Origin of the sequence: Cohnella sp. 56 (assembly GCF_037963805.1) — a bacterium.
GTDB lineage: Bacteria > Bacillota > Bacilli > Paenibacillales > Paenibacillaceae > Cohnella.
In genome coordinates, this window is sequence record NZ_JAZDQE010000003.1 from 187,502 (window position 1) to 213,124 (window position 25,623).

17 protein-coding genes are annotated in these 25,623 nt (G+C 64.6%); 8 read left to right on the forward strand and 9 right to left on the reverse strand.

The annotated features are described in order from the left end of the window. Positions 1–78 precede the first annotated feature (78 nt). On the forward strand, positions 79–1,404 hold the full coding sequence (locus VQ071_RS06450) for an HNH endonuclease (RefSeq protein ID WP_340513073.1): 1,326 nt from the start codon (positions 79–81) through the stop codon (positions 1,402–1,404). 971 nt (positions 1,405–2,375) lie between these two features. Here the strand turns inward: VQ071_RS06450 and VQ071_RS06455 are convergent. From VQ071_RS06455 to VQ071_RS06480, 6 genes are all read right to left on the reverse strand, one after another. Beyond that, on the reverse strand, positions 2,376–2,969 hold the full coding sequence (locus tag VQ071_RS06455; RefSeq protein WP_340513074.1) for a hypothetical protein: 594 nt from the start codon (positions 2,967–2,969) through the stop codon (positions 2,376–2,378). A 222-nt stretch (positions 2,970–3,191) separates the two neighbouring features. Beyond that, complete coding sequence (locus VQ071_RS06460) at positions 3,192–7,001, reverse strand: S-layer homology domain-containing protein (protein ID WP_340513075.1); 3,810 nt, start codon at positions 6,999–7,001, stop codon at positions 3,192–3,194. A gap of 166 nt (positions 7,002–7,167) precedes the next feature. Next, positions 7,168–7,587: an NEAT domain-containing protein gene (locus VQ071_RS06465; protein WP_340513076.1), complete on the reverse strand. Its 420-nt coding sequence runs from the start codon at positions 7,585–7,587 to the stop codon at positions 7,168–7,170. Between the two features lie 301 nt (positions 7,588–7,888). Next, a complete protein-coding gene (isdG, locus tag VQ071_RS06470) occupies positions 7,889–9,163 on the reverse strand; it encodes a heme oxygenase (RefSeq protein WP_340513077.1) in 1,275 nt (424 codons plus the stop codon). Beyond that, positions 9,160–10,173, reverse strand: coding sequence for a FecCD family ABC transporter permease (locus VQ071_RS06475; protein ID WP_340513078.1), 1,014 nt, complete (start codon positions 10,171–10,173; stop codon positions 9,160–9,162). The genes isdG and VQ071_RS06475 overlap by 4 nt, the downstream gene beginning before the upstream one ends. Next, positions 10,170–11,123: an ABC transporter substrate-binding protein gene (locus tag VQ071_RS06480; RefSeq protein ID WP_340513079.1), complete on the reverse strand. Its 954-nt coding sequence runs from the start codon at positions 11,121–11,123 to the stop codon at positions 10,170–10,172. The genes VQ071_RS06475 and VQ071_RS06480 overlap by 4 nt, the downstream gene beginning before the upstream one ends. Positions 11,124–11,452: 329 nt before the next feature. Here VQ071_RS06480 and isdC point away from each other — a divergent pair, with 329 nt between their 5' ends. The 5 genes from isdC to VQ071_RS06505 all read left to right on the forward strand — a co-directional run bounded on the left by isdC (position 11,453) and on the right by VQ071_RS06505 (position 18,121). Then, positions 11,453–12,469 carry a heme uptake protein IsdC gene (gene isdC, locus VQ071_RS06485; RefSeq protein ID WP_340513080.1) on the forward strand — a complete coding sequence of 339 codons (1,017 nt, stop codon included), beginning with the start codon at positions 11,453–11,455 and terminating at the stop codon, positions 12,467–12,469. A 55-nt stretch (positions 12,470–12,524) separates the two neighbouring features. Further along, positions 12,525–15,284: an NEAT domain-containing protein gene (locus VQ071_RS06490; protein ID WP_340513081.1), complete on the forward strand. Its 2,760-nt coding sequence runs from the start codon at positions 12,525–12,527 to the stop codon at positions 15,282–15,284. Positions 15,285–15,403: 119 nt separating this feature from the next. Then, positions 15,404–16,369, forward strand: coding sequence for a heme ABC transporter substrate-binding protein IsdE (gene isdE / locus VQ071_RS06495; protein ID WP_340513082.1), 966 nt, complete (start codon positions 15,404–15,406; stop codon positions 16,367–16,369). Further along, positions 16,366–17,349 carry a FecCD family ABC transporter permease gene (locus VQ071_RS06500; protein ID WP_340513083.1) on the forward strand — a complete coding sequence of 328 codons (984 nt, stop codon included), beginning with the start codon at positions 16,366–16,368 and terminating at the stop codon, positions 17,347–17,349. The genes isdE and VQ071_RS06500 overlap by 4 nt, the downstream gene beginning before the upstream one ends. Further along, a complete protein-coding gene (locus VQ071_RS06505) occupies positions 17,339–18,121 on the forward strand; it encodes an ABC transporter ATP-binding protein (protein WP_340513084.1) in 783 nt (260 codons plus the stop codon). Before VQ071_RS06500 ends, VQ071_RS06505 begins: the two co-directional genes overlap by 11 nt. Positions 18,122–18,208: 87 nt before the next feature. On the opposite strand, the gene VQ071_RS06510 is transcribed toward VQ071_RS06505, so the two are convergent. Beyond that, positions 18,209–19,267 (reverse strand): asparaginase, encoded by a 1,059-nt coding sequence (locus VQ071_RS06510; RefSeq protein WP_340513085.1) that lies wholly within the window; start codon positions 19,265–19,267, stop codon positions 18,209–18,211. 719 nt (positions 19,268–19,986) lie between these two features. Beyond that, positions 19,987–21,033: a glycoside hydrolase family 130 protein gene (locus tag VQ071_RS06515; RefSeq protein ID WP_340513086.1), complete on the reverse strand. Its 1,047-nt coding sequence runs from the start codon at positions 21,031–21,033 to the stop codon at positions 19,987–19,989. An 82-nt stretch (positions 21,034–21,115) separates the two neighbouring features. On the opposite strand from VQ071_RS06515, the gene VQ071_RS06520 reads away from it, so the two are divergent. Then, positions 21,116–21,877: a threonine/serine exporter family protein gene (locus VQ071_RS06520; protein WP_340513087.1), complete on the forward strand. Its 762-nt coding sequence runs from the start codon at positions 21,116–21,118 to the stop codon at positions 21,875–21,877. A gap of 15 nt (positions 21,878–21,892) precedes the next feature. Continuing rightward, positions 21,893–22,339: a threonine/serine exporter family protein gene (locus VQ071_RS06525; RefSeq protein ID WP_340513088.1), complete on the forward strand. Its 447-nt coding sequence runs from the start codon at positions 21,893–21,895 to the stop codon at positions 22,337–22,339. Positions 22,340–23,071: 732 nt separating this feature from the next. Here the strand turns inward: VQ071_RS06525 and VQ071_RS06530 are convergent. Beyond that, positions 23,072–25,507: a PAS domain S-box protein gene (locus VQ071_RS06530; RefSeq protein ID WP_340513089.1), complete on the reverse strand. Its 2,436-nt coding sequence runs from the start codon at positions 25,505–25,507 to the stop codon at positions 23,072–23,074. Positions 25,508–25,623 lie beyond the last annotated feature (116 nt).

The window sequence follows — 25,623 nt, forward strand, 5'->3', positions numbered from 1 at the left end:
TAGCGCAGGCCGAGCCAAACGCTGGCAAATCAAGTATAATGAGCGTAACACTTCTAACGGGATACGGAGCTGACAACGTTGAGCAAGCCGACATCGACCCTTGACGGCCAAGCGGCATCCACGGAGCTGAAGCAATGCGTAAGCTGCTTCGAGTTGAAGCCGATATCGGAGTACAGCCGCAGATCGGGCCGGCGGGCGGGAGCGAACGCCCGTAGAGGCATCTGCAAGCAATGCAGGGCAGCCGCCGCCAGGCTGCCGGCCGAAGCGGACGCAGGAGCGTCCGGCGTTCCGGCCGGGGAGGCGCCCGAATCCGGCAGCGGGTCTGCCGGCCGGGCCGAAGCGGCAGCGCCGGGCGGCAAGCGCGGCCGCCGCAGGCGCGGGCTGCCCGCAGCGGCGCCGGAAGCGGCGCTGGCCGAGGCGGCCGAGCTGGCGTCGCCGCCGGAGGAGCAGCCGCGCCCCGCGCGCAAGCGCCGCAGGCGCGGCGGCGGCGGACAGGCCGTCGCCGCCGAGACGCAGCAGCAGCAGCCGGAGCCACAGGCGGCGGCGCCCGCGGATGCCGCGCCTGCGGCGGACATAGGCGCGCCCAAGCGCAAGCGCCGCGCCCGCCGCAAGCGTCGCAGCGGCGGAGAGCCGATGGCTGCGCCGCAGGCGGCAGTGCCGGAGCCGCCTGCGGCGCAGCCCGCCGCCGCGCCCGGCGACACGGGCGCGCCCAAGCGCAAGCGTCGCGGCCGCCGCAAGCGCCGCAGCGACGCCGCCCCGGCGGCGGGCGCTCGGGCGGGCGGCCAGGCGCCCGCGGCAGAGCCTGCGGCCGAGCCGGGCCGCGCAGCGGCAGCCGCCGCAGCTGCGCAGGCGCTGCCTGCGGCGACGCAGCCGGCCGCCCGGCCGCCGCGCAGCGCAGGGCCGCAGCCCGCGGCGCGCCCGGCCGGCGCTGCCGAGGCGCAGCGGCCGCAGGCCCGCGGCTCGGCGCGGCCACGTGCGACCGCGCCCGGCGCAGCGCGCGGCATCGACCCGCACGACGCGTCGCTGCTCCGCGCGACGCGCGAAGGCTTCGTCCGCATGCGGGGGCGCACCGACAAGGGGCGCGGCTGGTACCAGGAGATCGACCTGGAGATGGCGGTCACCCTCGTCAAGGAACGCGCCGCCGTCGTCGTCAACCACCATACGATCCGCAGACTGCTCAGCAACCGCGATTTCCGCCTGATGATTTTAAATCGGGACAAGTATACCTGCTACTTCTGCGGCGAATACGGCGACACGATCGACCACCTGCTGCCGCGTTCCAAGGGCGGGCACACGACGCCCGACAACTGCGTCTGCGCCTGCAACCTGTGCAACCAGACCAAGGCCAACCGCGATCTGGACGAGTTCGTGGCCGCCGGCATTCCCGTCAAGGCACAGGAATAATGAATTAAATGCAAATCTGCAGGTATTTTGGGCTGCAAGCGACACCGAAGCCGAAATACCTGCAAATATACATTTAATTGTCTCTCAGCGCCCTCATTTGAGCGTTGGACATGCAAAATACCTGCACATTTGCAGTTATTCCAACCCTCTCCCGATGGATCGGACGAATAACTGCATTTTTGCAGGTATTTTTTGTTCGCTATACAAACGATCCCTTTCCGAAGCGCCGCAACCGCTCGTGAGCAGCATCCACACACCATCCGTAGTCACTCGCAACCGTCCGCCGTCCGCGTCCAGTCGCTACTCCACATCCACACACCGCCCGCAACCGTCCGCCGTCCGCGTCCAGTCGCTGCCAACATCCACACACCATCCGCAACCACACACCATTCGTAGTCACTCGCAACCGTCCGCCGTCCGCGTCCAGTCGCTGCTCCACATCCACACACCGCCCGCAACCACATACCATCCGTAGTCACTCGCAACCGTCCGCCGTCCGCGTCCAGTCGCTGCTCCACATCCACACACCGCCCGCAACCACACACCATCCGTAGTCACTCGCAACCGTCCGCCGTCCGCGTCCAGTCGCTGCTCCACATCCACACACCGCCCGCAACCACACACCATCCGTAGTCACTCGCAACCATCCGTCGTCCGCGTCCAGTCGCTGCTCCACATCCACATCCGTAGTCACTCGCAACCGTCGTTCGCGTCCAGTCGCTGCTCCACATCCAATCACTGCCAACATCCACTCAACGCCCGCAACCACACACCATCCGTAGTCACTCGCAACCGTCCGCCGTCCGCGTCCAATCGGCTGCTCCACATCCACTCACCGCCCGCAACCGGCCCCCCGCTCCGCATCCGCTCGGCCGCTAGATTCGAAGCGTGGCGGTGGGCAGCTTGGCAGTGGACAGCATAGGCAGGCGCTTGCCCGCCACGCTTCGATGCCGGCGGAGCGTGGCGACCCCTTAGGCCTCGGTCGCCAGCTTCGCCGCCATGGCGGCGGGTTGTTTGGCCGACCAGGCTTGCAGCGCGTTTGTCAGCAGCGGATCGTCGCTTGCCCAGCTGCCGTCCAGCTGCGTGAATTTGCCTTCGCAGGCTCTGCCGGAGATCCGGTAGAGATCGGGGGCTTGTCCTGCCGCGGCGCCGAGCATGAGCAGGTAGCTCTCGCCCGACTGCAGCAGCTTTCCGCCTTCGCCGGCAGTCTGGACGATTCGAATATAACGGGCATCGCCGCCCTTCAGCCAATCCCTCACCTCAAGCGTCGTCACCGCCGCCGTACCGTTCAGAGCGTGGGCCTCGCCGATGACCGTCCCGGTCACGATCGCATCCGACTGCTGCATCAGACGAAGCAGCCGCGCTTCATCGCCCTGCACGCCGGAGTCGCCGGCTTGCCCGTCTCCGCTGTCGCTGTCTTCCCAGTTCAGATGAACGGGCGGCAGCGGTTCGATCACTTCGGGCGGAGACAGCGCGAAGGAAGGCGTCAGAGGACCTTGCATGAGCATGCCGCCCGACAACAGGACAGCCGTGAGCAGAGCGGTTCCGAGCAGCTTGATAGACATGTTGGGATCCCACCGTTTCCGAGTTCGTTGTCTTCTTGACGGAGCGGGCGCGAGAAATGTTCCACCTGGACGGTCAAGCAGGCGCATTCAATTTTTGGAAAGGGAAGGGCCGGGCGAATTGTCGATCCTAACAGGAGGACGCGGAGGGTCGCAGCGTATGCAGCATGCAGCGTTAAAAAAGGACCGGACGGAGTCAAGCTCCGTCCGATCACTGACACAAAGTCAGCGCTCCCGCGCGGCCTGGTAATCCAGCAGGCGCATGATCAGTGTCAATGCTTCGGCGCGCGTGGCATGGGCTGCCGGACCGAAGCGGCCGTTGCCTATGCCTTGCACGAGACCGGCCGCAGCCGCAGCGGCGATGCCGGGCTTCGCCCAAGCCGGAATGTCGGCGCCGTCTGCGAAGGCACCGATTCCGCCGCTCGCATCGTCCGCGGCGTCCAGCCCGGCCGCGCGGGCTACGATGACCGCGAGCTCGGCGCGCGTGATCAACCGGCCGGCGCGGAAGCTGCCGTCCTCGTAGACCTGCATCCACCCGGCCGCCGTCACGGCAGCCGCGTGCGCCTTGGCCCAGGCCGGCGTCTCGTCGAGGTCGGAGAGCGCCGCTGCACCTTCGCCCGCCGCCGCCGACTTGAGCGCCCGGCTGAGGAACACGGCGAACTCGCCGCGCGTCACCTCGGCGCCGGGGCGGAACGTGCCGTCGCCGTAGCCTGCGGCGATGCCGAGACCGACGGCGCGCCGGATGGCCTCGCGGGCCCAATGGTTCGCGGTATCCGCGAAGTCGGCCGCAGGCTCGCCGCCGCCGCTGCCGTCCGCACCGGCGCCGTTCCCGTTCGCCTGACTGCCGTTCCCGGCACCGCTCCCATTCCCGCCTTCGCCCCCTGTACCGGACGGATTGTCGTTGCCGCCCTGTCCAGGCACGGCCGCAATATCGCCCAGCCGCAGCGCGAAGCCGCGCTCGGCGCCTTCCGCATCCTTCACATACAGCGTGTACGGCACCGCCAGATCGTCCAGCTCGAATGCGACCGGCACGTCCGCAGCGGCGGCCAACAGTGCAGGCGTGTAATCGAGCGCTGCGATGAGCGGCGCATTAGTGCTGCCGACCGGATAGATCGTCCGACCGGTCGCTTCGTTAACGAGCTTGACGATCGAGACGCCCGCCTTCGGCGTCAGGCTCAGCCGGGCGGAGCCGCCCGACACGACCAGTCCGCCGCTCGTGTCGATATGCTTCGCGAGCTCCGCGTCCGCGCTCTTCAGCGCGACCGTGTAGCTGCCCGAGGCGAGCAGCTTCGACGCCAGGAAGGCGTCGAGCGCCCGGCTCAGCTCGGACGCCGACCGGCCGATGACGGCGGCGGACGATGCCTTGCCGAGCGTCGCGCGCGCGGCGGCGATCGCTTCGCCCAGCTTGGCCTTGGCGCCGGCCGGATAGCTGCCCGCGCTCGTCCCTTCGACGGCGGCGTCATATGCGGCCTGTGCGGACGCGGCCAGCGCCTTCAGGGCGGCAGGGTCTCCGGCGATGCCGACGGCCGCCTTGAACGCCTCGAATGCCGAGCTCAGCGCGGCATATGCGGCCGCGATCTCGTCCGCGCTCGCCTCCCGCGCCAGCAGCGCCTTCGCGGCTGCCAGCGCCGTGCCGAGCGCATCGATCGTTGCGGCAGGGTATTCGCCCGCATCGTCCCCGGCGACGGCGGACGCATGGGCGGCTTCGGCCCGCCCGGCCAGCGCCAGCAGGTCGGCGGGATCGCCGGACGGGATGGCGGCGGCGCGGAATGCCGCGATCGCCTCCGCCAGTGCGGCCAGCGCGGCGTCACTCTCCGCCTGCGTGCCTTCCGGCTTCGCCGCCGGTCTGCCTGCCGCCCCGATCGCGGCTTGCAGCAGGGACAACGCCTCGGCACGGTGCTGTCCGGGGGCGACGCCGACCTTCGCGCCGGCCAGCAGCGCCGAAGCCTCGGCGACGGCCGCCGCCAGGGCCGCATTATCCACGCCGCTGAAGTTCAGCCGGATATCGAGCGTGCGTACATCGTCCCGCCCCGGAGCGGCGAGTTGCAGCCGCGCTTCGGCCAGGCTGCCCGCCTCGGGCGCCCGGACGAGGACGATGCGGACGTCCTCGGCTGCGTCGGCGTAGATCGTCTCGGCTTCCGCATAGCTGCCGTCGCCGAGCTTCTGCATGAACGATACGATCTCCGAGCTGTGCCGAAGCGTGAGCGCGGCGTAGCGGATACCGTCCCGTTCGCTCATATAGGCGGGTTTGTCAAAATACGCGTCCGCCAAAGAGAATGCGTCTGCCCCGGCGTCGGCTGCCGTGTAATAGAGAGGCTGCCACCGGGAAGCCAGGAACTGCTGCACGGCGGCGTTCAATGCGGCGCCGGCATCGGCAATCTCGACCTTGGTGGCGGCGAGCCGATGTCCTGTCGCTGCGGCGCTGTCGATGGCCGACTGCAGCGCGGACGCGGCCGGCGCGGAGAATTGCCCCGCCAGATCGCCGGACACGGCGCGGTCATGCAGCGTCCGGGCTTCGCCCACATTCAGATTGAGCGCATCGAGCAAGTAGCCGTTGAAGCTTAAGTAGACGGTATTGACGACGGATGGATTGCTCGCGTAGGCGAAGCTGAACTTGACGAAGCCGCTGTTGTGCGAGCTCGAGAAGGTCGAAGTCTGATTTTGCAACTGCACGGTATAGGTGCCGCTGATCGCGTCTTCTCCGTACTTCAACGGTGTGACGGGCGTCTCGATAAACGTCCGGCTGCCGTCGATGCCGGGCCGCAGATAAGTCGCCGGGGCGAGTGCGGAGGAGGCCGTCTTCAGCGTGATGTTGCTATACTCTCTCTTGGTGTTGACCTTCAGAACCTCCGCGTCCGTCTCGAAGGCGGCGGCCAGCGGCGAGACGCCCGCATCCGGCGCCGGCGAATCGAGCACGATCAGCCGCGTGGGTACGCCCGCGATCCGATTCGTGCGGACGGTCTGCCAGTAGTCGTCCAGCTTTTTGCGCTGGTCGTCGACTTCCTGCTGGGTCGGGTCCGCCTTGACATACACGGCCTGCGCGGCGGACAGCAGATTGCCGATCGTGGCCTTGGTGCCGAGCGGATTCTCGCCTGCGGCGTATACCCTGCTGTCCCCGGTGCGCGTGCCGTAGTCGCTCACGGTCGGCTGCAGCGCGATGCCGTCTGCGATCGCGCTGCCCAGCGCGGACCGGTCCACGATCACGCGGTAGCGCTCGAGGTTGGCGAGCGCCTGCGTCAGCGCGCGATAGGCATCCGCGATTTGCTGCGCGGTGGCCGAAGGATCGTTCGCCGTCTGTGCCGCGGCATCCAGCGCCAGCTTCAGCGAAGCCCTGGCGCCGGGCACGTAGGCGCCGTCCCCGTAGCCGTCCCGCGAGCCGGCATACACTTCCTCGGCTGCGGAGATTTGACGGGCCAGCGCTTCCGCGTCCGCCTGCGGAGCGGTCCCGCCGCCTTCGCCGTCCTGCGGCACGAGCGGCAGATTCGAGGTGTCGATGCGAACCTGGGCGTTGTACCAGTTGTCGTATGCGAACGGCATGCCGCCGATATACAAGTTTTTCGTGACGATATGCATGAGCACTTCCTGCTTCTGCAGCAGGTCGTCCAGCGGGAAGGATACCGTCCCGTAGTATCCCTCGACCGGCGTTGGCTCGGACAGCGGACCGCGGGCGCCTTCGCCGTCTTTTTTCTCCAGAACTTCGGCTGGCGTGTAGTCCGAGGTATTTTTGCCTTTCGGTTTCCCTTTGGTCAGCGAACCCCAGTACTCGAACCAGTCGTAATTGATAAATTGTACGACCAGCTTGTAGGTGCCGTCATGGGCGATGAGCTTGCCGACGGGGGAGGCGGTGTAGCCCATGGCGACGGACGGCTCGTCCTTGTTGTCGGTCAGGATGAGGAAGGGGACGTCGTATTCGCCGTCCGCTACCTTGGAGGGCGGGGGGGAGGCTGCATCCGCGGCGTAGCCGGGCGAGAACAGCGGCAGCAGGAGGAGGATGGACAACAGCAAAGCCGTGCAACGATAGACGGGCTTAATCAATGGATAATCGCTCCTTAATGGTATTGGCTGCGGACCGGCGTCCGCAAGCGTCAAGAAGGCCGGCCCTAGAGCCGGCCTTCTTGACGCTTGCGCAAAAGGCATTCGCCCTTTGCGCAGTCGTTGTTAACGCGTCTGTCGGGATCCCGGGTGACCGGTTAGCTCCGGATCAATTCCACTCGATCTCGATGTCGTGCGTCATGTTGTACAGGCCGAACACGTTGACCGCGATCTTCGCCTTGGTGTTCGTGCTGAAGTCGTAGATCGGGAACGTGAAGGACTTCACGCTGCCGGACGTCGTGCCCGTGTAGGTGGTGTAAGTAAGGCCGCCGTCGTTGGAGATGCTGAGCGAATTGATCGAGTAGGCGAATGAGGTCGTGAAGCCGAGCGTCGTGGTGACGCCATCCGTAGCGACCGATGCAGGCTTCACGGCGTAGCCGTCAGCGGTCGACGTCTGGGTCGGATTGTCGGCCTTGACGATCCGGTAGTCCTGGTTCGTGGCGGCAGCGGCGGAATTGAAAATCATGACAACGGACAGCAGCAGGGCGAACAGCAGAGCGGGCAAGCCTTTTTTCATCGAAACGGTCATTAATAACGCTCCTTCACGGATTGGATTTGGCGGACGGTTGCGCCTGACTCGTCTTCTTTTTCGCAGATGTACAAGCACCTCCTTTCAACGGATTAAGACGAGATGGGCAATCGGCCTGTCATTAACTGATAATGATAATCATTATCAGTTAATAGTTAAAGCTTACCCCCATATATCGCTGTTTGTCAATGCCAAATGGAGAAATAATTGGAATGAATCGAGTTGCTGGCGGGGAATGCGGGACGAACGAAAAACGCGGACTGCTTAGTTCGTTCGTCCCGCTGCGGATGATGTGTTGTCGTTAAGCGGAAGCTTCCTCCGACACGGACGAATGGCCGTCCGAGCCTGACACGGCAGCTGCGTCTGATGTCTCGTCTTCGGCGCTGCGCGGACCGCGCACGATTTTCACCTCGTAGAAGGTGATCTTGTTGTTCAGAATATAGTCGGGGATCTGGCGGTGGGCATGGGATTCCTTGAACGCGCCGCTGCGCGTCCACGCCTGGAAGTCCTCCTTGCGGTTCCAGCGGGTGACGACCGTCACTTCCTCGTAATCCTTCGTATTCTCGGTCAGCAGCACCTCGAGGCCGAGGAAGCCCTCCATGTTTTCGACCTTGCCGATCTTGTCGAAGCGCTCGATGAGCTTGTGGGCGTTGCCCGGCTTGATATGCGAAGTGTTCGTCACGATAACCATCGATGATTCCTCCTGGGGCGGGCGTTTGCCCGCGAATGATGCCGGCACGATGACCGGGTAAGCTTGTTCGAAACGGACCTGCGCCTCGATGCCGTATACTTCGCGCATAAAGGCGCTCGTCACGAGGGTGCGCGGATGCCCGGCGGCGATCTTCCTGCCGCGCTTCATGGCGATCAGATAATCGCTGTAGGCGGCGGCTTGCTGGAGATCGTGCAGGACCATGACAACCGTCAGGCCGCGTTCCGCGTTGAGGCGGCGCAGCATCTCCATCAGCTCCAACTGATGGGCGACGTCCAGATAAGTCGTCGGCTCGTCGAGCAGCAGCGTGTCCGTGCGCTGGGCGAGCGCCATGGCGATGCGGACCTTCTGCTGCTCGCCGCCGGACAGCGTATGGACGAGCCGGTCGCGGTGGCGCGTCGTGCCCGTCGTCTCCAGCGCCCAGTCGACGAGCGCCTCGTCCGCTGCGGACAGACGCGCGGCCAGCAGCTTGCGATGGGGCGCGCGGCCGTAGGCGACGACCTCGCGCACGGTCAGCTCGGGCTGGCTCCCGGCGGACTGGGGCATCATGGCGATCGTGCGCGCCAGCTCGGCGGTGCCGTAGCTGCGCAGGTCTTTGCCGTGCAGAGCGATCGTCCCGCCGTCGGCCTTCATCAGCCGCGCGAACAGGCGCAGCAGCGTGGACTTGCCCGAGCCGTTGGGTCCGACGATCGCGGTGATGCGTCCCGCAGGCAGCGAGAGACGGACGTCGGCCAGACGGAAGTGGCCGCGGTCCAGACTTGCGCCGCGGACGGCGATCGCTTCGGCGGGGGCGCCTTCCGGCGCATTATCCGCGATATCGTCCCGAACCTCCTCGGAGTCCGATTGACGCAGCGCCGTATTTTTCAACCTATACGCCTCCTTTTGCGAAGCAGAATCAGGAAAAACGGAGCGCCGACGCATGCCAGCAGCACGCCGACCGGCAGCTCGACGGGATCGAACCACGACCTGGCCGCCGTATCGGCGACGACGACGAGCAGCGCGCCGGACAGCGCCGAAGCGGGCAGCAGGTAGCGGTAATCCTCGCCGATCGTCAGCCGCATCGCATGGGGAGCGACGAGGCCGACGAATCCGACGAGCCCGGCGACACTGACGGCCGAGCCGGCCAGCAGCGACGACAGCAGGATGAGGAGCAGCCGCTGCAGCTCCACGCGCTGGCCGAGCAGCCGCGCCGAGTCGTCGCCGAGCAGCAGCAGGTTGGCGGGCTTGATCGCCAGCGCCGACAGGGCGAGGCCGCCCAGCGCATACGGCGCCATGAAGGACAGCCGCTGCCAGCCGACGCCGTTCAGCCCGCCGGCGAGCCAGGGCAGCACGGCCTGCACGCGGTCGCTGTAGGCGACCATGAGGCCGTTGGTGACGGCCGCGAGCAGCGCGTTGACGGCGACGCCGGCCAGAATGATCATCACGGGCGAGGAGCCGCCGTCCCAGGCGAACGAATAGATGAGTACGGAAGCGATCACGGCGCCCGCGAAGGCGGCGACAGGCAGCAGATAGCCGAACTGCGGCAGCACGACCATCGCGAGCACGGCGGCCAGCCCGCCGCCCGCGGATACGCCGATGATGCCCGGATCGGCCAGCGGATTGCGCATGACGCCCTGCAGCAGCGCGCCCGCCGCGGCCAGGGCGGCGCCGACGAGCATGCCGGCCAGCACACGCGGCAGCCGCAGATCGAGCAGGATGCGCCGATGGAGCGGATCGCCGCCGCCGGCCAGCGCGTTCCAGAGCTCGCGGAGCCCGATGCGGACCGAGCCTTCGGCCAGCCCGTAGGCTGCTGCGGCGATCAGGAGCAGCGGCGCGGCGATCAGGACGAGCCTGCGGCGGCGGATCAGACGGGCGGCGTCGGTCAAGCCGCCGGTCATGGCGTCAGCTCCAGCTCATGCTGCAGCAGCTCCAGCGCTGCAATCACCCGCGTGCCCGGGTTCGTGCCGAACAGGTCCGCCGGCAGAATCGCGACATGCCCGTGCCGGACGGCGTCGACGCCGTCCCAGGCGCCGTTGCGGCTCATATCCTTCACGAACGAAGACTTCACCGCCTCGGCATCCCCGTGGCTCATGATGAAGATGAACTGCGGATCGGCCTCGACGATGCGCTCCGCGCTCAGCTGCGCGTACTGCGGGAAGCTCTGCAGCGAAGTGAACTTGGCCGCGATGTTGTCCCCGCCGGCCAGCGTCAGCAGATCGCCGCTCAGCGAGTTCGGCAGCGCAGCCATGTTCGCGCCCGGCGCGCCGTACACGAGCAGGACGCGCGGCCGCTCGGCGGGCCGGCGGGCTGCGACGTTCGCGAGGCCCTCGTCGATCTGCGCGACGAGGCCGGCCGCGGCGTCCTCGCGCCGGAGCAGCTCGCCGATCAGGACGACCTCGCGCTTGACGTCCTCGACGGAGTCGGCGCCCGCGAGCACGAGCTTGGCGCCGAGACCTTCGATCGTCGGGATATCCTTCTGGTTCAGCGGATAGTTCCCCAGCACGACATCCGGCTTCGCCAGCGTGATCCGCTCCAGGTCCACCTCGTGGGCGGATCCGACCTGGGGAACGTCTCCGGCCGCGGCGGGGAGCGGATCGGCGCCGGTCGCATTGGGCCTGCCGACCAAGCTGCCGCCCAGCGCGTAGACGATGTCCGCTTCGCCGTTGCCGAGCGCGACGATGCGTGCGGGCGGCTGGGCGAACCGAACCTCCCGCTTGGCGAAGTCATGGACGACGAGCGCAGCCGGACCTTGGTTCGCCGCTTCTCCGGCAGGTGCGGTGCCGCACCCGGTCAGCCATGCCGCGAGGCAGAGCAGCGGAGCGGCCCGTATAGGTATGGACGGTCTCACAAGCAACCTCCTGTGGAATGTTATGGTAAATATATGACGTGTATTCTCAATGATAATGAGAATCATTATTGATGTCAATGATAATTGGTGCTATAATCTGGTAAGCGCGGGTTGAGGTATAACGATGGATGCAACAAATCGAGGAGGGCCGAAGTGTACATAAAGGTTGATATATCAAGGTTTTAGGGAGCCGAACACAGTGTTCCCGAGCCGGATCTGCCCAATGAGGCATTTGTCCGGCTGATACAACGAGAACATTTCTTTTTTTTGTTATTTTAATGAGAATGATAATCAATTAATGGTTATCAGGCAATGAGGAGGGGAATAGATTGTCGCGAAGGCGGCTGGCGGCGTTGTCCGCATTGCTGGTACTCATCGTTGTCTCGGTCTGGCTCCGGCCTGCCGTCGTCCGGGCGGCGGAGGCATTGGCTGACGGCACATATTCGATCGCCTACACCGTGCTGAGAGCGGAGGACGATTCGGCGTCCATCGCCAACGATTACTTTGAGAAGCCGGCCAAGGTGACGGTCGCAGGCGGCGCCATTACCGTGGAGCTGCGCATGAACCACAGCAAATGGATCACCGAATTCAAAGTGCCGTCGGGCGGCAGCTATATCGACGCGGCTGTCGTCGCCAGCGATAAAGCCAAAGATACCCGTACGGTGCGCTTCGCCGTGACGGATCTGTCGGCCCCGCTGGCCGTGAAGATGCATGTGACGGTCGAGGATATCGACTACGATCACGACTACACGGTCCGCTACGCATTCGAGCCCGGCCATGCGAAGCTGCTCGAAGGGACGACGGCGGGCGGCGAACCGGCGGCCACGCAGGCGCCGGCCGCAACCAAGACGCCGACGGGGACGAACACTCCGGTCAAGATGCAGCAGCCGGCGGAGACGCAGGCGTCCGCCGCGCCCCAAGCGCCGGCCGCGACACCAACGCAGGACAAGGCGGCGGCATCGCCGACACCGGCTGCGACTGCTCCCGCGAAGACGCAGCAAGCCGGCGGGGCGTCGGAGAGCGGCGCTTCCGGCGCGCAGGCAAGCGCGGCGCCGCAGCCCGCAGCTTCTCCGGCTGCGGCGGATGGAGAGCTGCAGCCGTCGGCTGACGCCGGCAGCGCCGCGGACCTCGCGCCGCAGCCATCCTCGCTGCCGCCGGAGGAGACCGCCGGGGCTGCGGGCGTCTCCGCCGCAGCGCCAGCCGCGACCGTCGCAGCGGCGGCCTCGCCGTCGCCGACAGCCGCGTCCGACGCGCGCAACGTCTGGATCGCCGTCGGCATCGCGGTGGCAGCCGCGCTGATCGCCGGAAGTCTCGTTTACCGCAGCCGCAACCGCAACACCCGCTGACGTCTTTTCTGCGCCAATTCGATCTTTTACAACTTTTAATCGTATGGAGGAGAATATGAAATTGAATAAAAAGCTGATCAAAATCGTCGCCGTCCTGACGATGGCATTCACGCTGCTGGCTACGATCCGCTGGCCGGCGGCACAGGCGGAATCCGGCTCGGGTGGCGCGGCTTCCGTAAATCCCGCATCCGCTTATCTGGAAGGCAGCTATTCGGTCGCGCTCAGCGTATACAAAGTCGGGGGCGCGACGCCAGAGCCCGAAGAAATACTGACCGAGACGAATGAGAAGTCTGTAGCGGCGGATTATGTGGAGCCGACGGCCACCCTCAATATCGAAGGCGGCGAAGCGTATGCGACGCTGACATTGAAGTCGAGCAGCTTCTATCAATACCTCAAGATCAAGTCCGGCGGCGCTTATCAGGATATATCGCTCGACGTCCCGGCGGATGGAGACCGGAAGACGGTCCGCTTCAAAATCGACGATCCGGCGGCGCGGGTAGATGCCAAGATTCATATCATCGTCCCGTCCATCTCTTATAACGAGAAATATTACATCCAATACGCATTCGACACGTCCGCGATCCCGCTCAAGACGGGCAAATTGCCCGACGGCGTATACAGCTTGGACTTCCAGGCGCTGCACGCCACCAAGGAGCAGCCGTCAAGCATGGACGGCTACTTCCTCGGTCCGAAGCGTCTGGTCGTGCAAGGCGGCAAGAAATATGTGACATTTACCGTCAAAGACAACCTCACGGTCCAGGCGGTAACCTACGGCGCGCAAGGTACGGACCAGTACTACGATACGCTCGTGACGGGCGTCGATCCGGTGAACGATACCCGCACCGTGCAGCTGCAGCTGGACCGCGTCGATCAGACAATCGGCGGACAGGTGCATATCGTCACGAAAAACGGCGACAAGCCTTACGACATGTGGCATGCGATCCGCTTCAAGTTCGATGCGAACAGCATTAAGCGTCTGTCCGGTCCGGCAGAGCCCGTGCTTCGCGATGGCGTGTACAGCATCGGCGTTGCGGCCAAGCATGCGACCAAGGAACAGCTGTCCGGCATGAACGCCTACTTCCTGGAGCCGAAGCGGCTTGCGGTCAAGAGCGGCGTCAAGACGGTCTCATTCACCGTAAAAGACAGCAGCATCGTAAAAAATGTCCAGTATGCGGCGGGCGATGGTTCCTTCGTAGAAGCTGACACGCTGTCGGCGAACGAATCCGCGAATACGCGCATCGTCGAGATTCCCGCAGCTGCATTGCGGAGCGAGCTGAACGGCAAAGTCCATATCGTAATGCCGCTGCAGGGCGGCCAAACATACGACATGTGGCACGACATCCGCTACGCCTTCGACGCGGACAGCATCGGCTATATCAGCCCGCTGCCGGTGGCGAACGGCGAATACGATATCACGCTGGCGAGCTTGCCGGACGAGGCCAAGACGTACTTCAAGAGCGGCGCCTCGCTGAAGGCCGACAACGGCAAGTATCTTGTCACGTTTAAGCTGAATGCCGGAGCCGCGCTCACGAAGCTGCGTCAAGCCGGTTCGTTGAACGATATTCTGCCGTACACGGGCGCCGCGCCTCAAGCAATTGCCGAAGTCCGGACACTGGCGCTCGCAGCATCGTCCGACGTCCAATTCGAGATTCCGGATCTGACGGCGGCTTATACGGGATATGTAAAGGTTGACGGCGAGTCGAGCGAGCGGACATTCGCTTTCCAGCTGCAAGTGACCGAGAAGGAGACACCGGGCAATCCGGGCAACCCTGGCAATCCGGGCGACAACGGCGTTCAGGACGGCTACTATCAAATCTCATATACGATCCTGCACACCAAAGAAGACGCCCCTTCCGTCATGGACGGCTACGTGACGCATCCGGGCGTGCTGCAGGTATCGGGCGGCAGCAAGACGGTATACATCCAACTCCAGCAGAGCAAGGAGATCACGAGCTTCAAGGTTGAGAATGGCGGCTCGCTGGCGGAGGCTTCTACGGCCTACGAGGACAAACAAGCGAATACGCGCTGGGTGCGCTTCCCGGTGGCCGCGCTGAATACGACGCTCAACGGATGGGTTAACGTGAATTGGCCGGCCATGAACTATTATCACAGCTACGACGTGCGGATCAAGCTCGGCAGCGCCGGCGCGGCGACGAGCAATCCGATTCCCGACAGTCCGGTCGGCGGAACGCCGGGCGGCGGCAAGGACGGCACAAAGGGAGACAAGGAGGAGGAAGGCGGCAAGCAGGAGAACGGCGGCAACACGCCTGAAGTGAAGCTGACCGATATCGCCAATCACTGGGCGAAGGACGCGATCGAGCGCGCCGTGAAGCTGGGGATCGTGGGCGGCTACGCGAACGGCACATTTGTGCCCGGCGGCGAGGTGACTCGTGCCGAGTTCACCGCGATGCTCGTCAGAGCGCTCGGACTGGATACCGCTGAGGCCGGCGAACTGACGCTCAAGGATAAGGACCAGGTGCCCGCCTGGGCCAAGGGCTATGTCTCTCTGGCGGTCGCCCGCGGCATCGTCGGCGGGTACGAGGACGGCACCTTCCGCGCGGGTGGCAAGATCAGCCGCGCAGAGCTGACCGTCATGATCGTGCGCGCGCTGGGACTGCCGGTCGAGCAGGCTCCAGAGCTGACCTTCGCAGACGCCGGCGACATTCCTGCCTGGGCGCGGCCGTATGTTGCCGTCGCCTTCAAGGAAGGTCTCGTCTCCGGGCGTGGACAGAACAAGTTCGCTCCCGTAGCGACGGCGACACGCGCCGAAGCCGTGACGCTGGTGCTGAAGCTGCTGGATTACAAGAAGTCATAATTCGGGATGCGCGTTCCGGCGATGCCGGAGCGGGCGCGCCGAGACAAGCGGAGGAGGCCGGCGCCAGCCGGCTTCCTCTTGCGTACGTCAAGGCGGACGCGCGAGAGGGGAGCTCATAGTTGAACAAGCGTAACAGACGGAGTATCGCCGCGCTGATCGTGCTGATCGTGGCGCTGATCCTCGCGGGCTGCGGGAAAGGAAGTGCGGACGGGGGAGATGCCGGAGCCTCGGGAACAGCGGAGACTGCGAGCGCCTACGCATCGTCGGGGGGGCCGGCGGACGGAACCGGCGCGTCGGACGCTGCGCAGGCGCAGCAGCCGCGCATCGTGTCGACGACGGTCGCGATCACGCAGATCGCCGACGCGCTGGGACTGCCGCTGGCGGGCATCCCGACCAGCGCCAAGCAGCTGCCCGCACGCTATGCGGATGTGACCAAGATCGGCAATCCGATGAGCCCGGACATGGAGGTCGTCAAGATGCTGAAGCCGACCGCCGTGCTGTCCGTGACGACGCTCGAATACGATCTGAAGCCCAAGTTCGAGGCGGCAGGCGTACAGGCGGAGTTTCTGGACCTGACCAGCATCGGTCATATGCAGCAGGCGATCGCAGAGCTCGGCGCCAAGTACGGAAGGGAGTCGGAGGCGGCGTCGCTGAACGCCAGGTACGATGCCAAAATTATAGAGGCGGCCGCTTTTGCCGCGGGCAAGCCGTCTCCGAAGGTGCTTATCCTGATGGGGGTGCCGGGCAGCTATCTCGTCGCGACCGAGCGTTCGTACATCGGCGATCTCGTGCGGATCGCCGGAGGCGTCAACGTGGCCCAAGGCGAGAAGGTGGAATATCTGGCCTCCAACACCGAATATTTGCACAGCGCCAACCCCGACGTGATCCTGCGGGCCGCGCACGGGATGCCCGACGAGGTCGTCAAGATGTTCGATCAGGAGTTCAAGAAGAACGATATATGGAAGCACTTCGACGCGGTCAAAAACGGGCGCGTCTACGATCTGGAGGAATCGCTGTTCGGCACGACGGCGAGTCTCGGCGCGGACGACGCGCTGAGCCGGCTGCTGGAGCTGTTGTACCCGTGAGACGGCCATTGCTCTCATATGCCGCCGTCGTCCTGCTCCTGCTCGCCGCCGCTTATGTGTCGGCGACGACGGGCAGCATCAAGCTGGCTCCCGGCCGCCTGCTGCACGGCCTGCTGTTCGGCGGCGACGAGCAGGCCGCCGTCATCCGGGACCTGCGGCTGCCCCGGATCGTCGTGTCCATGCTCGTCGGGGCGGCGCTCGCGGTGTCCGGCGTGCTCCTGCAGGCCGTCATGCGCAACCCGCTCGCCGACGCCGGCGTGATCGGCGTCTCGTCGGGTGCCGGGCTCGTCTCGCTCGTATTCGTCACGGTTTTCCCCGCGCTGTTCTTCTGGCTGCCGGTGTTCGCGTTCCTCGGCGGCGCGCTGGCCTGCGCGCTCGTCTACGCATTGTCGTGGCAATCGGGGCTAAGCCCGATCAGGCTCGTCCTGATCGGCATCGCGGTCAATGCGACGTTCACCGGCCTCGGGCAGTCGTTCAACTACCGCGGCAGCTATGCGGTCACGAGCGTCAACCAGGCGACGACCTCGATCTTCACGCTCAAGACGTGGGACGACGTGCGGTCGATGGCTTTGTACGGGCTCGTCGGTCTGCTGCTCGCCGCGCTGCTGGCTTCATGGTGCAATCTGCTGGCGATGCCGGACCGCACGGCCCGCAATCTGGGGCTGCCCGTCGTCCGGGCGCGGCTGATCGTCTCCGCGGTGGCGGTGCTGCTGGCGGCTTCGGCTACGGCGATCGGGGGGCTCATCGCGTTCGTCGGTCTGCTCGTGCCGCATACGGCGCGCATACTCGTCGGCTCCGACCACCGGACGTTGATTCCGTTCTCCGCGCTTGCCGGGGCGCTCCTGCTGCTGGTCGCGGATACGCTCGGCCGGACGCTGCTCGCGCCGACCGAGATTCCGGCTTCGATTCTGATGACTGTGATCGGCGGGCCGTTTTTTATTTTCCTGCTAAGAAAGAGTGGTCGCATCTATGGAAGCTAAGGGCATCTGCTTCGGCTACGGCAAGCTCACCCAGGAGCTCGCGGACGTGTCGTTGCGGCTCGCGCCGGGACGCGTCACGGCGATCGTCGGGCCCAACGGCAGCGGCAAGTCGACGCTGCTCGGCGTCCTGTCCGGCCATCTCCGGCCGTCGCGCGGAGAGGTCCTCCTGGACGACCGGCCGCTGTCGTCCTACAAGGCCAGAGCGCTCGCCCGCCGGCTGGCTGTCGTGCATCAGATCAACGAGGCGCCCGACGACCTGACGGTCGAGCGGCTGGTCGGCTACGGGCGCCAGCCGTATCGCTCCGCGCTGCGGCGGTCGTCCGAGGACGACGGCGAGGCGGTGGACTGGGCGCTGTCCTGCACCGGTCTGGGGGACCGGCGGGACACCAGGCTCGACCGGCTGTCCGGCGGCGAACGGCAGCGGGCCTGGATCGCCATGGCGCTGGCTCAGCGGACCGGCATCCTGCTGCTCGACGAGCCGACGACGTACCTGGACATGTACCATCAGATCGAGGTGCTGGAGCTGATCCGCCGGCTGAACCGGGAGCAGGGCATGACGATCGGGATGGTGCTGCACGATATCAATCAGGCAATCCGCTACAGCGACGACATCGTCGTGATGCGCAGCGGCCGCGTCGCCGCGTCGGGCGCGTCGGACGAGACGATCGATCCCGCGCTCATGCGGGACGTGTACGGCGTCGAGGTCGTCGTTCGCGAAGATGCGGAGGCGGGGCGGATCGTGCTGCCGCTCGGCATCGCTGCCGGTTCGTGAACGGCGGCCTGCCGGGTGTGCCGGGCGATGCAAACATATAAGAAGACCGGCGCCTTGGCGGGCCGGTCTTCTTGCTGTCTGTTGCCGTTATGCCATATATTCGTAAAAAAGCGGCGTCCGCATGAATCGCTCGACTTCGTCGGGATCGGCCGAGCATGCGCAGCCCAGCAGCAGCTTCATCAGGGCGGCCTCGGACGAGATGCCCTCGAGTGCGAGGCCGCCGGCGGCGGTCAGCAGCGCGGAGGAAGCGTACATATCCCCGGCCGGATTGCGCATCGGCACGAGATAGACCGGCACCCGGCGCTTGCGGCAATACGCGATGAACGCCGCCAGCGAACGGTCCGGCGCGCCCTCGCGTGTGTTGGCGGTGCCGGAATGATACGTGTCGTGCAGCACGGCGCGCGGCGCACGATCGTCCGGCCAGTCGTAGACGCCGTAGTCCAGGCCGGGGTACGGCTTGATGTAGAGGACGGGCGGCCACGCGTCATCCGAAGCAGGCAAAGCGGGCGGCTCCGCCTGCGCGCGGCGCGTGAGCTGGCCGGCTGCCGGGTTGACGGGATGCGGATGCGGCTCGAAGCGGCCGCCGCGCATGTAGCCGAACGGCGCGCCGTAGGGCGCGTCGAACTGGTCGGTGAACGGCAGCGCCTGCGTGATCCGCGTACCCAGGTAGACGACCGATTCGCCGCGGTCGTCTCCGAACAGGGCGAATACGCCGGGCAGGCCGGCGTCCGCGATGAAGTCCGCCGCCGCCGCGAAGTTGGCGAGGCCGTTGCTCCGCGGATCGTCCAGCGGATAGTTGGCGGCCGTCAGGACGACGGGGATCGGCGCGTCGCAGCACAGATAGGACAGCATCGCCGCGGAGAACGACAGCGTGTCGGAGCCGTGTGTGACGACGATGCCGTCGTAGCCCTGGCCGAAGGCGTCGCGGATCGAGCGCGCGAGCAGCGTCCAGTCGGCCGGCACCAGATTCTCGCTGAGCAGGTTGCAGGGCTGCGCCGTATCGAATGTATAGCCGGGCGTTCCCGATATTTGGGCATACTGCTCCATAAGGAAGTAGGAGCCGGTCGTATCGACGTCAATGCCGTACGCGCCGCGCCGACTGCCGATGGTGCCGCCGGTGAAGAGCACGAGAATGTTAGCTGGCAAAGGGAAAGACATCCTTTCTTGTGGTCGTATCGCGTGACAAGGTTGTAAAGTTTGCATCATGCAGGCGATTGCACGCGATATCGTGCGATAACTGCAAATATGCAGTTATCGACGACGAAGTGCGCGTGATGATCGGAGATAGCTGCAAATACGCAGCTAAATCGCCGATAAACAGGCCGAGTCTGGCGAGATAGGGACAATTAAATGCTTTTTTGCAGTTATCCCGCTACGTCGGGCACGAATAGCCGATATTAACTGCATTTTAACATTTAAATATGTTCGGACAATCCCGACTCTATGCGATTCAGTGTGAATGTGCTCGGCCTTGGTGGGACGAAGCGAATGTGGTGGGCCGACCCGGATCTGCGCGGGCCGCAGCGAATATGCCCGGCCGACCCGGATCTGCGCGGGCCGTAGCGAATATGCCCGGCCGACCCGGATCTGCGCGGGCCGTAGCGAATATGCCCGGCCGACCCGGATCTGCGCGGGCCGCAGCGAATATGCCCGGCCGACCCGGATCTGCGCGGGCCGTAGCGAATATGCCCAGTCGACCCGGACCTGCGCGGGACGAAGCGAATGTGCCCGGCCGACCCCGACTCTGCGCGGGACGAAGCGAATATGCCCGGCCGACCCGGATCTGCGCGGGCCGCAGCGAATACTGCCCGGCCGCCCCGGATCTGCGCGGGCCGGGGCGGGGCCCTTGAGCCCCGCCGGTCCTATCAGAAGCTGGCCCATATGTCCGCCAGCGGGATATCGGCGCGGGCCATGACTTCGTCCGCGGCGCCGTAGTACATGCGCACTGTGTCGCCGGCCAGAATCGCGCCGCAGGAGAACACGACCTTGCCGAAAAAACCGTTGACCTCATAGTCGGCTTCGGGGGCCAGGAGCGGCACGCGCGAACGGGCAAGCACGCGGGCAGGGTCGTCCAGGTCCAGCAGGGCCGCGCCCATGCAGTAACGGCTATCTGCGTCGGCGCCGTGATAGAGGACGAGCCAGCCGCGGTCGGTCCGGATCGGCACTGCGCCGCCGCCGATGCGGCCGCCGTCCCACAGTCCAGGCCGGAGCCCCATCAGGTAGCGGTGTCCGCCCCAATGCAGCAAGTCTGGCGACTCCGCGATCCACATCTCTGGCGCGCCGATCGACCTCGGCACCGGGCGGTGGAGCATGTAGTATTTGCCGCCGATCCGCTCGGGGAAGAACATCGCGTCCTTGTTCTCCGGCGGCAGAATCATGCCCGACCGCTCGAAGTCGACGAAGTCCCGCGTCTTCGCCAGACCGACGCCGACGCCGCGCGAGCTGACCGCGCTATAAGTGATATAATACGTATCTTCCAGTTGGGTGATGCGGGGGTCTTCAATCCCCCAAGCTTCGGCTTCGCCGGTCGGGAACATCGCGGGCCGCTCGTCCACGACGAAGCGCTCGCCGTCCAGGCTGCGGGCGATGCGGAGATGGGACATCGACGTCAGGTAGGCATAGGAGCCGTCGTACCATTTGATGACGCGGGAGTCGGAGAAGTCGTAGTTCGGATCGTCCGCGAGCAGGCGGACCAGCTCGAGCTCGGTGCCTTGCTCGCTTAGCATCGGCACCAGGACGGCGCCGGACTCCGGCTGGAGCGGCATCTCGGCCACGCGCAGCAGCAGTATCGTCTCGTCGCCCAGCACGGCGACGCCGGCATTGAAGGCGCCGACCGCCTGGAAGTCGGGCCGGGAAGGCTTGACGTGACCGACCGTTACGACAGGACCGCCCGCCATTCGAATAACTGACATTTGACGCTCACCCCGTTTGCATCTTATTCTAACCCCATACTACTTTACAAGTACCCATTCTCCAAGCCGAGGGACCGATCAGATGGAACATACGCAAGCAAGCTGCAAAGAGATCGTCGAAGTCTGCCTGCTGGCCGGCAAGATCATGCTGGAGAACGGCGGAGAAACCTATCGTGTGGAAGATACGATGATGCGCATCGCTTATGCCTATGGCGCGGAGGGACCGCAGAGCTTCGTTATGCCGACGGGCATTATGTTCGCGATCGAGGGCACGGAGACGACGACGCGGCTCGTCCGCATCTCGCAGCGCTCGACGAACCTGAGCAAGGTGACGACGGTGAACGATATCTCCAGACGCATCGCGGGCGGGCTGCTGTCGCCGGTGGAGGCGAAGAGGCTGTTGCGCGAGACGGAATGCGCGGCGCCCGTCTATCCGCTCAAGATTCAGCTGATTCTGGCGGCGCTGGCGAGCGGCTGCTTCCTGATCCTGTACGAGGGGGTCTGGTCGGATATGCCGGCGGCCATGCTGTGCGGCGGGACGGGCTTCTGGCTGCTGGGCCGGATGGCGCGCCTCAGCTCGATCCGGCTGTTCGGGGAGCTGATGGCGGCGCTCGCGGTCGGATTGCTGTCCTATCTGGTCGTGCGTCTGGGCATCGGTGAGCAGCAGAGCACGATCATGATCGCGTCGGTCATGCCGCTCGTGCCGGGTCTGCTGATCACCAACGCGGTGCGCGATTTGATGGCCGGCCATCTCGTATCTGGCATATCCAAGGGCGCGGAGGCGTTTCTGACGGCCTTCGCCATCGGCGCGGGCATCGGAATCGCGCTCACGCTGAACGGTTAGGAGGCGGGGACGAATATGATAACGGACTACATCGCGCAATCCGCCGCCAGCTTCGTGGGGACGGCCTGCTTCGGCGTCATCTTCCAGATCCCGCGGCGCAGTCTCCTCCAGTGCGGCCTGGCGGGGATGATCGGCTGGCTCGTCTACTACGGACTCATACAGGCCGACGCGGATGCGATCGCTGCGACCTGGACCTCCGCCGTGCTGATCGGGCTCATCGCCCACTATCTGGCGATCCGCTTCAAGGTGCCGGTCACCGTGTTCAGCGTATCCGGCATCATCCCGCTCGTGCCGGGCGGCATGGCGTACGATGCGATGCTGAACGTCGTGCAGAACGACTATCAGTCCGCAGTGCAGCTGGGCGCCAAGGCGTTCATGCTGTCTGGGGCGATCGCGGTGGGCCTCGTGTTCTCCGAGGTCATCAATCAGTTGGTCAAAAAGATACGAACGCGCGCGGCATAGGCTGAGCACTCCGCTACGGGTGGTGAGCGGCGTAAGTGAGCCGGCATAAATGCAACGGGCATCGCCAAGGACGGCGATGCCCGTTGCATTGTCCGGTGCGAGGAGCAGGCCCAGTTGAGTTGTGCGATAGTATCGCATAACGGACGCAGAAATGCGGCCCAGAGGCCGAGTTGTGCGATAGTATCGCATAACGGACGCAGAAATGCGGCCCAGAGAGCGAATTGTGCGACAGTATCGCATAACGGACGCAGAAATGCGGCGCAGAGGCCGAGTTGTGCGATAGTATCGCATAACGGACGCAGAAATGCGGTACAGAGGCCGAGTTGTGCGACAGTATCGCATAACGGACGCAGAAATGCGGCACAGAGAGCGAATTGTGCGACAGTATCGCATAACGGACACAGGAATGCGGCGCAGAGGCCGAGTTGTGCGACAGTATCGCATAACGGACGCAGAAATGCGGCAAAGAGAGCGAGTTGTGCGATAGTATCGCATAACGGACGCAGAAATGCGGCAAAGAGAGCGAGTTGTGCGACAGTATCGCATAACGGACGCAGAAATGCGGCGCAGAGGCCGAGTTGTGCGACAGTATCGCATAACGGACGCAGAAATGCGGCGCAGAGGCCGAGTTGTGCGACAGTATCGCATAACGGACGCAGAAATGCGGCCAAGAGGCCGAGTTGTGCGATAGTATCGCATAACGGAAGCAGAAATGCGGCGCGGGGACGCGGTTTAGATCGGCAGTCTGATCTCGACGCGGGTTCCCTGGCCGAGTGTGCTCTTGTAGCGGATCGAGCCTTTGTGGCCGGACAGGATCTGCTGGCTGACCATCAGGCCGAGACCGTGACCGGTCGCTTTGTTGGAGTAAAACGGCTCGCCGAGATGCTTGAGCTCCTCTTCGGATATGCCAAAGCCTTCGTCCTCGATGGCGATGAGTACGGCTGCAGCGCCGTTCACGGGCACCGTGGCGGCAGCATGATGTCCGGCATATCCCGCCTCGCCTTGCGCCATACTCCCCTCGTCTGCCTTACTTTTTGCGACACGCTCGTCCCCCGCCCCGCCATCCGGCAGTCGGCCTGCCGCCGCTTCACTCTCCGCCGCTTCGACTTCGGCGGCCTGTGCCGGGTATTCCTCCGAGATGCCGATCCGCAGCGTACCGCCTTCGGGCATGGCTTCCATCCCGTTTTTGAGCACGTTGAGCAGCACTTGCTTGAGCTGGTTGGGCTCCCCGTTCAGCAGGGGCAGCGAGTCCGGCTGGCTCAGCTCGAACTGTACGTTGTTCATCAGCGCCTGGGCTTCGAGGAGAGACATCGTCTCCTTCATGATGGACCGGATGTCGACGAGCTGGTAGCGCACCGCCTGCGGCTTGGACAGAACGAGGAATTCGCCGACGATGAAGTTGATGCGGTCGAGCTCCGCCAGCATCGTGTCCAGATGGTGAGCCGTGATGCGGCCCGTCTGCTGCTGGAGCTGCACGAAGCCCCGCAGCGTCGTGAGCGGATTGCGTATCTCATGCGCGACGCCGGCTGCGAGCTGTCCGACCATGGACAGCTTCTCCGAGCGACGCAGCATCTCCTCGGTATGCTTGCGCTCGGTGATGTTCCGCGAGATCGAGGCGATGCCGACGACGGACCCGCTCTCGTCCCGGACGGGAGAGATCGTGATGCTGACGTCGATCAGCGATCCGTCCTTGCGATAGCGGACCGTCTCGTAGTCCGCCACCGCGCCGCCGTTCACCACCGACTTCATGATCTGCTCGAACGCCGCCTGCTGGTCCTCGGGCACTTCGGGCAGCCGCCGGCCCAGCGCCTCTGCGGCGGTCCAGCCGTACATCCGCTCGAACGCCGCATTGAGCTGCATCAGCTGCCCGGCGGGATCGGCCACATGGATGGCATCCGAGCTGTGATGCACGAACGACTCCAGATATTGCTTGGTGCTCCGCAGCTCCTCGGCCGCATCCCGCAGCCGGTTCGTATAGGAGCTGAGATTGCCCGCCATCGTGTTCACCCGGTCGGACAGCCGCCCCAGCTCGTCGTTGCTCGTCACGGGCAACGGCTCGTCGAAGCTGCCTTCCGCCACCGCATTGACTTTGCGCAATATCTGCCGCACCGGACGGATCATCAGCCCGGCCAGCCAATAGCTGGTCACGACTGTGAGCGCGAGCAGCGCGAGTCCGATACCCACATTGAGCAGCAATCGGCGGTTCAGATCCGCGCTCATCGCCGAGCGGTCGAAGCTGACGCTGACGATGTAGTCCTGATCGCCATGAATGGGAATATAGCTCCTGAGGATGCTCTTGCCGCCGGACTTCAGTCCGGCGGTGACGGTGTCTCCCGAAGTGATCGCTTCGTTGACATGTTCCACATCGGCATCGTCCTTGTAATTATAGGTGCCGAATACGATGTCGCGGACGTCCAGATTGTAGATGGGTTTGCCTTTTTTAATCTTGATGATGGGCGCCTTGCCGAAGAAGTTCGGATCGATGCCCGTGATCTCCAGAATGTCCGGATTGTCCGCCAGCAGCTGCTTGACCAGCCTCTCCGTACCGAACGTATCCTTGAATTTCAGGAACATGTCGCCTCTCATGAACGGGTTGATCATATAATTCGTCGTGCCGTCGTAATACTCCCCCCATTTGAGAATCTTATCGGGATCGGATGTGGCATAGTTGAACGGGCCCGACCAGAAGTTTTTCATTGCCTTGCCCTGCTTGACGGTGACAGGCTCGCGCGCCAGCAGCTGCTGGAACGCCTTGTACCAATAGTCCATCGTCCGCGAGCCCAGATTGAGCTCGTCCTGCTCGGAGGAACGCTTGACGACGATGTCGTCGGACGTCTTGACCCACAGCGATATGCCTTCCAGACCGAGCTTGTCGGACAGCGCGACGAGCTCCTCGTTCTTGACGTTCGCGATATCGGGATCGAGCGAGCTCTGAATCGCGATCGATGCGGCGAGCAGCTTCTGTTCCTGCGCCCGCTCCAGCTGTTTGAGCGCATTCTCCGAGGATTTGATCGATTCGCCGATCTGCTTGGAGATAATCTCCATGCGGCCGATCACCTCCTCCTGCATGCCCGATTTGGACCAGAAGTAGGAGATGGACACGTTCATCATGAGAATCGCCGCGACCAGGAGGGACAGGCACAGCGTTAGTTTAAGCTTTATGGACAAGGCGGGAAGCCTCCTATGATGTAAGACTGGACGTGGATGTCGCGACCTGCCGGTGACGACAAGCCAGAATTATTAATTCTGTGCGCCCGCGCATATTCCTGCCGAATTCCGTCGAC